This is a genomic window from Caballeronia pedi, from assembly GCF_001544915.2.
GTDB lineage: Bacteria > Pseudomonadota > Gammaproteobacteria > Burkholderiales > Burkholderiaceae > Caballeronia > Caballeronia pedi.
Genome location: NZ_FCOE02000004.1, coordinates 123,494 through 136,857 on the forward strand (window position 1 = coordinate 123,494; position 13,364 = coordinate 136,857).

The 13,364-nt window shown below is 64.9% G+C and carries 8 protein-coding genes; 2 read left to right on the forward strand and 6 right to left on the reverse strand.

Annotation, left to right across the window (positions count from 1 at the left end):
• Positions 1-73: 73 nt before the first annotated feature.
• Positions 74-4,000, reverse strand: coding sequence for a trifunctional transcriptional regulator/proline dehydrogenase/L-glutamate gamma-semialdehyde dehydrogenase (gene putA, locus AWB80_RS07715; protein ID WP_061174064.1), 3,927 nt, complete (start codon positions 3,998-4,000; stop codon positions 74-76).
• Between the two features lie 309 nt (positions 4,001-4,309).
• Between putA and AWB80_RS44335 the strand changes: the two genes are divergently transcribed.
• The gene (locus tag AWB80_RS44335; RefSeq protein ID WP_167390433.1) at positions 4,310-4,465 is read left to right on the forward strand and encodes a hypothetical protein; all 156 of its coding nucleotides are present in this window, start codon (positions 4,310-4,312) and stop codon (positions 4,463-4,465) included.
• A gap of 21 nt (positions 4,466-4,486) precedes the next feature.
• Here AWB80_RS44335 and AWB80_RS07725 read toward each other — a convergent pair whose 3' ends face one another.
• Positions 4,487-6,724: a primosomal protein N' gene (locus AWB80_RS07725; RefSeq protein ID WP_087131106.1), complete on the reverse strand. Its 2,238-nt coding sequence runs from the start codon at positions 6,722-6,724 to the stop codon at positions 4,487-4,489.
• Positions 6,725-7,171: 447 nt separating this feature from the next.
• Positions 7,172-8,269 carry a uroporphyrinogen decarboxylase gene (gene hemE, locus AWB80_RS07730; RefSeq protein WP_061174066.1) on the reverse strand — a complete coding sequence of 366 codons (1,098 nt, stop codon included), beginning with the start codon at positions 8,267-8,269 and terminating at the stop codon, positions 7,172-7,174.
• 182 nt (positions 8,270-8,451) lie between these two features.
• On the opposite strand from hemE, the gene AWB80_RS07735 reads away from it, so the two are divergent.
• The gene (locus tag AWB80_RS07735; RefSeq protein ID WP_096031969.1) at positions 8,452-9,294 is read left to right on the forward strand and encodes a transporter substrate-binding domain-containing protein; all 843 of its coding nucleotides are present in this window, start codon (positions 8,452-8,454) and stop codon (positions 9,292-9,294) included.
• 3 nt (positions 9,295-9,297) lie between these two features.
• On the opposite strand, the gene AWB80_RS07740 is transcribed toward AWB80_RS07735, so the two are convergent.
• The 3 genes from AWB80_RS07740 to AWB80_RS07750 form a co-directional block, all read right to left on the reverse strand.
• A complete protein-coding gene (locus AWB80_RS07740) occupies positions 9,298-10,245 on the reverse strand; it encodes an alpha/beta hydrolase (protein ID WP_061174312.1) in 948 nt (315 codons plus the stop codon).
• A 620-nt stretch (positions 10,246-10,865) separates the two neighbouring features.
• On the reverse strand, positions 10,866-12,596 hold the full coding sequence (locus tag AWB80_RS07745; RefSeq protein WP_061174068.1) for an AMP-binding protein: 1,731 nt from the start codon (positions 12,594-12,596) through the stop codon (positions 10,866-10,868).
• 275 nt (positions 12,597-12,871) lie between these two features.
• Positions 12,872-13,297, reverse strand: coding sequence for a F0F1 ATP synthase subunit epsilon (locus AWB80_RS07750; RefSeq protein WP_029672474.1), 426 nt, complete (start codon positions 13,295-13,297; stop codon positions 12,872-12,874).
• Positions 13,298-13,364: the final 67 nt, after the last annotated feature.

Genomic DNA, 13,364 nt, shown 5'->3' on the forward strand with positions numbered 1-13,364 from the left:
CAGCTTGTGCCGGGATCGCCGTGCCTGCTGCCGCTTGTTTGAATTCGTTTGAATCGAGCGCTCGAGGGGTGTCTCAACCGATCGTCATCAAATTCGCATTACCGCCCGCCGCCGCCGTGTTCACGCTCACCGAGCGTTCCGTCAGCAGACGTTCGAGCGCGTAGTCCTCGCCGTCGTGGCCAGCGTCGGCGAATGCCCCCGCCGCCACGCCCTGCACCGATACGATCGGCCCCGGGCGCTTCGCGACTTCCTTCACGAGCGACAGCAGTTCGTCGCTGTCGCCTTCGAACAGCACCGCGTCGAAGTCTTCCGCCGCGCGGCGCACTTGCACATACGGCTTCAGCGACGCCGGCAGCGACGCCGCCAGCTGCTCGCCCGCCGATCCGCTGAACAACGCGCGGTTGCCCGTCGCGAGCACGGCGGCCAGTTGCGCGCGCGCACCGCTCGCCGTCGCCGCCACGCACAGCACCGTGCCGCGCGCGCCTAGCGTGTAGGTGTTGCGCTCGCCGGTCGGGCCGTTCAGCACCGCCGTCGCGCCCGCCATCACATGCTGCAGATAGCCGTCGCAGCGCGCAGCCGTCTGCGGATCGCGTTCGCCGATCGCCCAGTCGCGCAACGCGGTGAGCGCCGCGGCGGGCGTGTCCTTCGAGGCGGCCTGATCGACCACGAGCGTGCTCGCGAGCGACTTCGGCAAACCGGTCGGGCGCTTGGCCAGCAGCCGCTGCAAGTACAGCGCGCCGCCCGCCTTCGGACCCGTGCCCGACAGACCTTCGCCGCCGAACGGCTGCACTCCGACGACCGCGCCGATCACATTGCGGTTCACGTAGATGTTGCCCACGTGCGCCCGCGCGATCACATGCGCGATGGTTTCGTCGATACGCGTATGGATGCCGAGCGTGAGCCCGTAACCGGTCGCGCGAATTTGGTCGAGGAGTTTATCAAGGTTCGAACGGCGATAACGCACCACGTGCAGCACCGGGCCGAACACTTCGCGCTTGAGTTCGTCGAGGCCGTCGAGTTCGATGAGCGTCGGCGCCACGAACGTGCCTTGCGCGCAGTTGTCGGGCAGCGGCAGTTGCGTCACGTTGCGGCCCTTGTCGCGCATGCCGGCGATGTGCGCGTCGATACCGCGCTTCGCGTCCGCGTCGATCACGGGGCCGACGTCCACCGACAGGCGGTCCGGATTGCCGACCGCGAGTTGGTTCATCGCGCCGGTCAGCATTTCGAGCGTGCGGTCGGCGACATCGTCCTGCAGGCACAGCACGCGCAGCGCCGAGCAGCGCTGGCCAGCCGAATCGAACGACGATTGCAGCACGTCCGCGACGACCTGCTCCGCAAGCGCGGACGAATCGACGATCATCGCGTTCTGGCCGCCGGTCTCGGCGATCAGCGGAATCGGGCGGCCGTCCGGATCGAGGCGCTCGGAAAGCGTCTTGTTGATGAGGCGCGCGACTTCCGTCGAGCCGGTGAACATGACGGCGCGCGTGCGCGGATCGGCGACCAGCGCCGCGCCCACGGTTTCGCCATTGCCCGGCAGCAGTTGCACCGCGCCCGCGGGCACGCCCGCTTCGCGCAGGAGGCGCACGGCTTGCGCGGCGATCAGCGGCGTCTGTTCGGCGGGCTTCGCGAGCACCGGATTGCCAGCGGCGAGCGCGGCGGCGACCTGACCCATGAAGATCGCGAGCGGGAAGTTCCACGGGCTGATACACACGACCGGACCGAGCGGGCGATGCGTATCGTTCGAGAACTCGGCGCGGATCTGCGTCGCGTAGTAACGCAGGAAGTCGATGGCCTCGCGAATTTCCGCGATGGCGTTCGGCAGCGACTTGCCCGCCTCGCGCACGACGAGGCCCATCAGCGTGTGCATTTGCGCTTCGAGCAGATCGGCGGCGCGCGTGAGGCAATCGGCGCGATCTTCGACGGGCGTCGCCTGCCAGATCGGCGCGGCGGCCACCGCGTTCGCGATCGCGGCGCTCACTTGCTCCGGCGACGCTTCCACGACCGTGCCGACGAGATCACGCAGATCCGACGGATTGCGCACGTCGCGCGCGACGCCGTCGGCAGTGTCACCGCCTTCGAGCATCGGTTCGGCGCGCCACGGATGATGCGCGCTCGCCAGCAACGCCGACGACAGCGACGCCAGACGATGCTCGTTCGACAGATCGAGGCCCATCGAGTTGAAGCGCTCGTTGCCGTACAGCTGACGTGGCAGCGGAATCTTCGCGTGCGGCGCGCCGAGCGGCGTGATCTCCTGCGCTTCGTCGATCGGATCGCGCACGAGTTCCTTCACCGGAATGGATTCATCGGCGATGCGGTTCACGAACGACGTGTTCGCGCCATTCTCCAGCAAGCGGCGCACGAGATACGCGAGCAGCGTTTCGTGCGTGCCGACCGGCGCATACACGCGACACGGACGGTTCAGCTTGTCGCGGCCGGTCACTTCTTCGTAGAGCGGCTCGCCCATGCCGTGCAGGCACTGGAACTCGTACTGGCCGGGATAGTAGTTCTGTCCCGCGAGGTGATAGATCGCGGACAGCGTGAATGCGTTGTGCGTCGCGAATTGCGGATAGACGGCATCGGGCGCGCCGAGCAGTTTCTTCGCGCACGCGAGGTATGAAATGTCCGTGTAGATCTTGCGCGTGTAGACCGGATAGCCTTCGAGGCCATCGACTTGCGCGCGTTTGATTTCCGTGTCCCAGTACGCGCCTTTCACGAGGCGAATCATCAAACGATGACGGCTGCGGCGCGCGAGATCGATCAGATAGTCGATGACGAACGGGCAGCGCTTCTGATAACCCTGCACCACGAAACCGATGCCGTTCCAGCCCGCGAGTTCCGGATCGAAGCACAGCGCTTCGAGCAGATCGAGCGAGATTTCGAGGCGGTCCGCTTCCTCGGCGTCGATATTCAAACCGATGTCATAACGGCGCGCCAGTTGCGCGAGCGAACGCACGCGCGGCAGCAGCTCGTTCATCGTGCGTTCCTGCTGCGAGCGCGAATAGCGCGGATGCAGCGCGGACAGCTTGATCGAAATGCCCGGGCCTTCGTAGATGCCGCGCCCGCCGGCCGCCTTGCCGATCGCGTGAATGGCCTGCTCGTAGGACGCGTAGTAGCGCTGCGCGTCTTCCTCGGTCGTCGCGGCTTCGCCGAGCATGTCGTAGGAGTAGCGGAATCCGCGCGCCTCGTACTTGCGGCTGTTCGCGAGCGCCTCGGAAATCGTCTCGCCGGTGACGAACTGCTCGCCCATCAGGCGCATCGCCATATCGACGCCCTTGCGGATCAGCGGCTCGCCGCCCCGGCCGATGAGGCGCGTCAGCGCGGACGACAAACCCGTCTCGCTGTTCGTCGTCACGAGCTTGCCGGTGATCATCAGGCCCCACGTCGCGGCGTTCACGAACAGCGACGGCGCCTGCCCCATGTGCGATTTCCAGTCGCCCTTGCTGATCTTGTCGCGAATCAGCGCGTCGCGGGTCGCGCGATCGGGAATGCGCAGCAGCGCTTCCGCGAGACACATCAGCGCGACGCCTTCCTGACTCGACAGCGAGAACTCGTGGATCAGCCCTTCGACGCCGCCGCCCGAACTCTTCGCACGCAGCGCTTCGACGAGCCGCGTCGCGAGCTTTTCGGTTTCGGCGGAGACGGTCGCGGGCAGACGCGCCTGACCGATCAGGAACGGCACGCACTCCGGCTCAGGCCGGCGATACGCCGCCGTGATCGCCGCGCGCAGCACGGACTGCGGCTGCACGTTCTGCGCGAAATCGAGGAAGGGATGCGGCGCGCCGTCTTCGTCGCCGTCGACGGGCGCGGCGTCGGACATTTCGGACGAACCGTTCGCGCCCGACAGCTCGGGCGGAAGCTGGCCGTGCTCGATGCGCTCGAGGTAGGCGAAGATCGCCTGCTTGATCAGCCAGTGCGGAGTGCGCTCGAGGCGCGTCGCGGCATCTTTCAGCCGGGAACGCAGGAGATCGTCGACTTTGACGCCAAGGGTTGTGCTCGCCATATTTCCTTCGTTTGCCGGTCGTGCTCAGCCGGCCAGAGACCTGAAAAGTTGGCGAATCGTACTCCGCTGATATAAAAGGTGCAACCGAGATTTTCGCTAAGGTTGCACCACGATGAACCCTTGTGCCACAAGGGCTTGAGCGGTGCACCGCCAGTCGGTCGTCGGCGCTTTCGCCCTAGTATTTTCCCTAATCCGATTTTTTTGAGACATCCCCTAAATCAATGCCCGGCCCGCGCCGATATAAACGCAATGCGCCGCATGTCGCGGCATTCGCGGCCGATTCGCCGCGATATCGGGAGAAAGACGAGCATGAGCACTTGGATGGTGATAGCCAGCGTTTGGGCAATGTTCGCAGTCTGCGTCGTGCTGTTCGTGCGAGGCGCGTCGCCGCACGTGCAGCGGTCCGACAAGATCGCCGACGAACCCGACCGGCCCGCAGGCGACGTATCCCGGGCCAAGCTCTGAACCGCCGCGCTGCCGCGGCCGTCACACGTCCAGCGGATCGACTTCGACGTTCCAGCGCAGCACGCCCTTGAGCGAGCGCAGCACCGGCTGCCACGCGCGCAGCGACGCCTGCAGCGCCGCGCGCGACGCGCTTTCGAGCAGCAATTGCGCGCGGTGAACATTGAACACTTTCACGATGGTCAGCGGCACCGCATCGTAGACCGTCACGCGGTCCGCGCCCGGTAGCGGCGCGAACGCCGCCGCCGCCTGTTCCAGAAACGCGAGCGCCGCTTCCAGCGTGCGGCCTTCGGCACGCAGCATCGCCTGATAGACGAACGGCGGCAGGCGCGCGTCGCGCCGCTCGGCGAGCGTCGAGTTGGCAAAACCTACATAGTCTTGCCGCGACAGCGCCTGATACAGCGCGTGGCGCGCATAGCGCGTCTGAATCATCACCTCGCCGGGCAAGCCCGCCCGCCCCGCGCGTCCGCTCACCTGCGTCAGTTGCGCGAACAGCCGCTCGCTCGCACGGAAGTCGTGCGAGAACAGCGCCGTATCGGCGTTCAGCACGCCGACGAGCGTCACGCGCCGGAAGTCGTGGCCTTTCGCGATCATCTGCGTACCGACGAGAATGTCGACCTCACCCGCGTGCACGTCGGAGAAGAGCGCCTGCGCGCTGCCCTTGCGGCGCGTGCTGTCGGCGTCGATGCGCAGCACGCGGGCGCCCGGCACCACGCTCGCGAGCGTTTCCTCGACGCGTTGCGTGCCGCGGCCCATCGGCGCGATATCGATGTTGCCGCAGTCCGGGCACGACTTCGGAATGCGCGACTCCCATCCGCAATGATGACAACGCAGCGCGCGCTCCGGCTTATGCAGCACGGCATAGGCGCTGCAGCGCGGGCAGCCCGCGACCCAGCCGCAGGCGTCGCAGGACAGGATCGGCGCATAGCCGCGCCGGTTCAGAAACACGAGACTCTGCTCGCCGCGCTCAAGGCGCGTCTTCAACGCGGCGATAAGCGGCCCCGCCAGCCCGTCCACCGACGCGCGGCCGCGTTGTCTTTCCTCTTCCAGATCGATGAGCTTCACGCTCGGCAACGCCGCTTCGGCGACCGCGCGGCGCGTGAGCGTCAGCCGCGTGTAGCGGCCCTGCTCCGCCTGCCACCAGGTTTCGAGCGACGGCGTCGCCGAACCGAGCACGACGGGAATATCCAGTTGCTTCGCGCGATAGATCGCCAGATCGCGCGCGGAATAGCGCAGGCCTTCCTGCTGCTTGTAGGCGGGATCGTGCTCTTCATCGACGACGATGATCGCGAGCGTCGGCATCGACGCGAGAATCGCGAGGCGCGTGCCGAGCACGATGCGCGCGCTGCCGGTATGCGCCGCGAGCCAGTTGCGCGCACGTTCGCCTTCGGCGAGGCCGCTGTGCATCGTGACGATCGAGCCTTCGGCGAGCGCCGCGAAGCGCGCGCGGAACGCGGCTTCGAACTGCGGCGTCAGGTTGATTTCGGGAACGAGCACGAGCGCTTGCGCGTCCGGGCGGGCGGCGAGCAGCGCGGCGAGCGCGTGCAGATAGACCTCGGTCTTGCCGCTGCCGGTCACGCCGTGGAGCAGAAACGGCGCGAAATCTTGCGCGCCGGAAATGGCCTCGACGGCATCGCGCTGTTCATCGGTCAGCACGGGCAAGGGCGCGGCGCCGGTCGGAGCGGTGACTTCGGGTCCGGCGATGATTTCCGTCGCCGCTTCGATCCAGCCGCGCGCGAGCCAGTCGTCGAAAGTCGCGCTCGCTTTCGGATGCAGCGCGCGTGCATCGGACAAGGCGAGCCACGGTTGTTCGGCGAGCGCATCGGCGAGACGGCGCAGAGCGCTTGCGCGCGCGGGCAACGCGTCGGGCAGATGCGCGCGTCCTTCCCGCAAGAGCCGATAACGCGGCTCGACCGCGAAAAGGCGGTCCCAGCGCGAGGCATCGCGCAGCGCTTGAGGCAGCGCCGGCAACGCGACTTCGCCCAGACCGCGTTGATAGTAATCGGCGGCGAAGCGGGTGAGCGCGATCCATGCTTCAGAGAGCGGCGCGCAGCCCTCGCAGATTCCCGTGACGGCGCGCAGTTTGTCGGCAGGCACGTCACTTGTAGGGGTGATTTCGCAGATCAGGCCGACGATTTCCCGTCGCCCGAACGGCACCCGCACCAGCATGCCGATGGCCGGTGCTTGCTCGAGCGCGTAGCGATAGTCGAACAGCACCGGCATGGGCTGATCGACGGCCACACGGACGAAGAGTTCGATCACCGTGCGCGGCCTCGCGCGCAGCGGTGCGGCACCCGGACGTGGCTGGAACCGACGAAGTTAAAGTGAAACATCAGAATCGCCTGTAAACCGCCGATTATTTTTGGATTTCCGTCGCTTTCCACAGGCCTGTGGATAACTTTGTTGAGAAGTGCGCCCGGGATTGCCGCAAAGCCTGCCGCGAAACCCTTGTGTGCGCCAGCCCACATTTCGGACAAAGCTACGAAAAATCGTTAAATATCATTGACTTGAAGCACATATAGCGACACTTTATTGGCTGCTCGGACCCATACGTCTGATGGCGCGCCGCAGCGAACAAAATGTGCATAAGTTCAGTCTTGACATCGAGGGAGGTCGCGTGAGCCGGGCGATCCGGACGGAATGATCCAGCCCCTGACAACCCGTCATGGTGCATCGACGCTGCACCGCAGCATGTTCGCTGATGGCGACTCAGCGCGCCGACAGCCCCGCGCGCATCGCACGGCTGTGACGATGGACTTCGTCGACGAGTTCCGCCACGTGCTCGGGCGGCGTGAATTGCGAGATGCCGTGGCCCAGATTGAAGACGTGGCCCGGAAAATTCCCGAAGCTGTCCAGCACAGCGCGCGCTTCGGTGCGGATCGCCGCGGGCGGCGCGAACAGCACGCTCGGGTCGATATTCCCTTGCAGCGCCACGCGCGACCCGACTTTTTGCCGCGCGGTATTCAGATTCATCGTCCAGTCGAGACCGACCGCATCGACGCCCGTCGCGGCGATTTCCTCGATCCACAAGCCGCCGCCCTTCGTGAAGGTGATGACCGGCACGCGCTCGCCGTCGTGCTCGCGCTTGAGGCCCGCAACCACCTTCGCGATGTATTCGAGCGAGAAGCGCTGATACGCGCCGTCGGCGAGTGCCCCGCCCCAGGTGTCGAAGATCATCACGGCCTGCGCGCCGGCCTCGATCTGCGCGTTCAGATACGCGGTCACGGCTTGCGCGTTGATGTCGAGAATGCGGTGCATCAGGTCGGGGCGCGAATACGCCATCGACTTGACGGTGCGATGATCGTCCGAGCCGCCGCCTTCGACCATGTAGCACGCGAGCGTCCACGGGCTGCCGGAAAAGCCGATCAGCGGCACTTTCTGACGGCCTTGCGCGTCGGTGAGCGCGCGGCGGATCTGGCTCACGGCGTCGGTGACGTAGGACAGCGTGGCGCCGATGTCCGGCACGGCGAGGCGCTTCACGTCGTCTTCCGTGCGCACGGTGCGCTCGAAACGCGGACCTTCGCCCTGGACGAAGTTCAGGCCGAGGCCCATCGCGTCGGGCACGGTCAGGATGTCGGAGAAGAGAATCGCGGCGTCGAGCGGAAAGCGCTCGAGCGGCTGGAGCGTGACTTCGGTCGCGTAGTCCGGGTTCTTCGCGAGGCCGAGAAAGCTGCCCGCGCGGGCGCGTGTCGCGTTGTACTCCGGCAGATAGCGTCCTGCCTGGCGCATCAGCCAGATCGGCGTGTAGTCGGTCGGCTGGCGCAGGAGCGCGCGCAGGAAGGTGTCGTTCAGGAGAGTGTGTGCCACGGCGCTGGATGCTGAAGGCAGAGAATCGATCATTCTACCGGACCGGACCGGCGTTTTCGTTGACTGAGCCCGGCAATTCGGGGAGTCTGATGCCGCGCGGCCTATGCCGTTCAGCCGAGTGTCCGAGACCCAAAGGCCTCGTTATGATCGACGGGCCTGCACAACTAAAACCAGGAGAATCGATGCAACGCACGTCTGTCAGTCTCGCCGCTTCTGCCCTTGTCATGTCGCTCGCGCTCACGGGCGTCGCGCAGGCTCAAACGATTCAGGCCGGCACCGTCGCCGGCGCGAAGCCTGCGGCACCCGCGCCCGCCGCCGTGGCGCCCTCGCGGCTCGACGATATCCTCGCGCGCCACACGCTGCGCATCTGCACGACGGGCGACTACAAGCCTTATTCGTTCCTGCGTCCGGACGGGCAGTTCGAGGGCATCGACGTCGATCTCGCGGACAGTCTCGCGAAGTCTCTGGGCGCGAAGGCGGAGTACGTGAAAACGTCGTGGTCGAACCTGATGAACGATTTCGTCGCCAAGTGCGATATCGCCGTGGGCGGCATCTCGACCACGCTCGAGCGGCAAAAGCGCGCGTTCTTCACCGCGCCATACATGGAAGACGGCAAAACGCCCATCGTGCGCTGCGACGATGTCGACAAGTATCAGACCGTCGCGCAGATCGATCAGCCGAACGTGCGGACCATCGTCAATCCGGGCGGCACCAACGAGCGGTTCGCGAAGCAGTTCTTTCCGCACTCGCAGTTGATCGAGTATCCGGACAACGTGACCATCTTCAAGCAGATCCTCGAAGGCAAGGCCGACGTGATGGTTACGGACGCATCCGAAACCCTGCTTCAGCAAAAGCTCAATCCCGGCTTGTGCTCGGTGCATCCGGACAAGCCGTTCCAGTTCGGCGAGAAGGCGTATCTGCTACCGCGCGGCGACGTGCCGTTTCAGCAGTATGTCGATCAGTGGCTGCATCTCGCCCGGTCGTCGGGCGAGTTTCAGGGCGTGTACGACAAGTGGCTGAAGTAACGCTCAGCGCGCCGCGCGCGTGAGTTCGCCCGCGCGTTCGCCGAGCCGGCGCAGCCAGCCGAGCGCCGCGTCCGACTGCGTATGGATGCGCGCGAAGCCGTGCGTCATGTCGCGCGCGTCGATCATCTCGACGCGGCCGCGGTTGGCTTCCAGAAAGCGCTTGAGTTCGATGGCGTCGTCGTAGAGCGGATCGTAGCCCGCCGCGACGACGATCGCGGGCGCCGGCGTGCGCTCGTACGGTTCGGACAGAGGAAACGCGCGCACATCGTGCTCGTGCGGGGCATCGCCCGACAGAAACTGCGTCCAGTACCACTTCATTTCGTCGTTGGTGAGGCCCGGACCGTTCGCATTGGCGATGCAACTAGGGCTCTCGAACTGGCGCCGCAGCGCCGGATAGAGCAGTAATTGCAAGCCGACGAGGCCGGCCACGCGTTCGTTCGCCCCGCGCGCCGCGACGACGGCCAGATGCGCGCCCGCGCTGTCGCCGCCGACGGCGAGCCGGTCGGTCGCGAAGCCGAGCCGCGAGCGATGCTCGGCGAGCCAGATCAACGCGTCGAGTGCGTCGTCGCACGGCGCGGGAAACGGATACTCGGGCGCGAGCCGGTAATCGACGCTCACGACAGCGCACTGCGAATCCTGCGCGAGCTGTTCGACGAGACCGTCGTGCGTGTCCAGATCGCCGATCACCCAGCCGCCGCCGTGAAAGTAGACGATGAGCGGCAGCGGGCCGCGCGCCGCTTTCGCCTTGTACACGCGCGCGGCAAGCGTGCGGCCTTCCAGCGGAATCTCGATGTCCTCGGCAATCACATCGCTGCCGCGCTCGCGCGCGTATGCTTTGGCGATGTCACTGAAGCGCTTGCGAACCGTTTGCGCGTCCGCATCCGCCCCCAAAGGAGGATAGGCTTCGGCAATCGCGCGGTAGTAGCGAAGCAAGGCTGCATCGATGGTCATGCGTGTCTCCATAGCTTTTCGTCAGTGAAATATCGTACGGTCAGGGTTTTGCGCATCGATTTCATGCGTCCACGCGTTCGATTTTCGCGGAAAGCTAGAATAATCGCACTAGTCCTTAAAGCGGCATTTATCGGTCGACGGGGACCGAACGCGTAAATCCTCCGAATATCAGACAACATATCCGCGCGAATCAGAAGAATCGCGCGAGAAAATTTCCCGTGAGCCTTATTCCACGGGGGTTACAACCTGAAACACTTTGTTACGGCGACCCGGAATCAATTCGCCCACAATCTGTTGAAACGGTTTCAACACGGATGTATTCGGGCGCGCTGTGCAAATTGCCGCGTGATCCGGTGGCAGACTTTGGTCGAAGCTCTCTTGGTGGGGGCATCCGTGTTGGGATCGTTCTTCGAGTGTGGAAACATTCGAAACATCCCACGTTTGGTCTCCTCGCGCTAACCCCGTAGCGTGTGGTTTTTAGCGGGCTCCAGGCCCGCTTTTTTTTCGCCTGGACAAACGTTTGCCGTGTCTGAGTTCAACGACATGCGCGTTTGGTTCCACGACAAAGGGAGCGCCACGGCGCTCCCTTTGTCATTTCATGCCGCCGCGTAGCGCGCTGCTTACGCGGTTTTCGCTTCGGCCAGCTTCAGCTCGTCGATCATGCGGGCGCGCATCACGAACTTTTGCGCCTTGCCGGTGACGGTCATCGGCAGTTCGTCGACGAAGCGGATATAGCGCGGAATTTTGTAGTGCGCGATCTGCCCGTGGCAAAACTCGCGGATTTCTTCCTCGCTCGCCTGTTCGCCCGGCCGCACGACGATCCACGCGCACACTTCCTCCCCGTACTTCTGATCCGGCACGCCGAACACCTGCACCGACTGCACCTTCGGATGGCGGAAGAGGAATTCTTCGATCTCGCGCGGATAAATGTTCTCGCCGCCGCGAATCAGCATGTCCTTCAGCCGCCCGACGATGTTGCAGTAACCTTCAGCGTCGAGCGTCGCGAGGTCGCCGGTGTGCATCCAGCCGTCGACGATCGCCTCGCGCGTCTTCGCGTCGTCGTTCCAGTAGCCCTTCATCACCGAGTAGCCGCGCGTGCACAGTTCGCCCGTCTCGCCGACCGGCACGATGTTGCCCAGCGGATCGACGATCTTCACCTCCAGATGCGGCTGAATGCGCCCAACGGTCGTCGTGCGCTTGTCGAGCGGATCGGTGGTCGAGCTCTGAAACGACACCGGACTAGTCTCCGTCATCCCGTACGCGATCGTGATCTCGCTCAGGTGCATCGTCGAAACGACGCGCTTCATCGTCTCGATCGGGCACGGCGAGCCCGCCATGATGCCGGTGCGCAGGCGGCTCAGGTCGTACTTCGAGAAGTCGGGATGATCGAGTTCGGCGATGAACATCGTCGGCACGCCGTGCAGCGCCGTGCATTTCTCCTCATGGACAGCGGCGAGCGTCGCGCCCGGGTCGAACGCTTCGCCCGGAAACACCATCGCGCAGCCGGTCGAGACGCACGCCAGCACGGCCAGCACCATGCCGAAACAGTGATACAGCGGCACGGGAATGCAAAGCGAATCCTGCTCCGTGAGCCGCATCGCCATCGCGATGTAGCGCGCGTTGTTGACAATGTTCCGATGCGTCAGCGTCGCGCCCTTCGGATTGCCGGTCGTGCCGCTCGTGAACTGGATGTTGATCGCGTCGTCCGGACCGAGCTGCGCTTCCAGCGCGTCCAGTTTCGCCGCACCGGCCTGCTCGCGGCCCGTGCGCATCACATCGTCGAAGTTGAGCATGCCGGGCGTCTTGCCTTCGCCCATGCGGATCACGGCGCGCAGTTCCGGCAGCTTCGCGGCGTTTAGCGCGTTCGGCGCGGCGCCGGCGAGTTCGGGTGCGAGCGCCTGAAGCATCTCCAGATATTTCGACGACTTGAAATGCTCGGCCGCGATGATCGCCTTGCAGCCGACCTTGTTCAGCGCGTATTCGAGTTCGGAAAGCCGGTACGCCGGATTGATGTTCACCAGCACCGCGCCCATGCGCGCGGTGGCGAATTGCGTCAGCAGCCATTCGGCCCGGTTCGGCGACCAGATGCCGACGCGGTCGCCCGCCCGGATGCCGAGCGCGAGCAGCCCGCTCGCCAGCACGTCGACTTCATTGGCGAACTCGCGCCAGGTCCAGCGGATGTTCTGCTCGCGGAACACGACCGCCGGGCGGTCGGGAAACCGGCCCACTGTTTCGAGAAGAAATCGCGAAACGGTTGCGTTCGTCAACGGGATGTCGGCCGCGCCGCGAACGTGGGAAATGCCGTCGCGCGGTTCGATCTGCGCGCCGGCTTGCGTCGGTTCAATTGCCATCGATGGTCTCCGCCAAGGTGAATCGCCGCCCGATGAAGGCTAAATGGAGGCCATTGTGCATCGCAAGACGCATACGGGCATTGAGTGTTTCCCCGCAATGCCGATTTGCCACCGGCAACAAAAATCGCGCTGGATCAATGACTTATCGACGAATCGAACGTGACCTACATAACCGTTATGCAGTTTTGCGTGCGCGATTTGCCGATTTGGAGCATAAAAAAAGCAGCCCGAAGGCTGCTTTCTCGTTCTGCTGAACGCCGCGCGGCGCGTCACGCTCAGTGCTTCGCGTGCGCCTTGCGCAGACGCTGGATTGCTGCGAGCTGAGCCGTCGCATAGGCGAGTTCCGCTTGCGCGGTCGCGTACTCGAGCTCCGAGGTGTTGTTCTGAATCGCTTCCTCGGCACGCTTCTTCGCCTGCTCTGCCTTCGCTTCGTCGAGATCGGCGCCGCGGATGGCGGTATCGGCGAGCACGGTCACGATGCCCGGCTGGATTTCGAGAATCCCGCCTGCAACGAACACGAACTCTTCCGAGCCGTCTTCCGCCTCGATGCGCACCGCGCCCGGACGAATGCGCGTGATGAGCGGCGTGTGGCCGGGCAGAATGCCCAGTTCACCCGCTTCGCCCGGCAGCGCGACGAATTTCGCCTGGCCCGAGAAGATCTGCTCTTCCGCGCTGACGACGTCTACCTTGATGGTTGCCATTTATGTCGACTCCTGGTGAGTGTTGTTCGCGGACGCCAGCCGTCAGACCGACGCCCCAGAGACACAC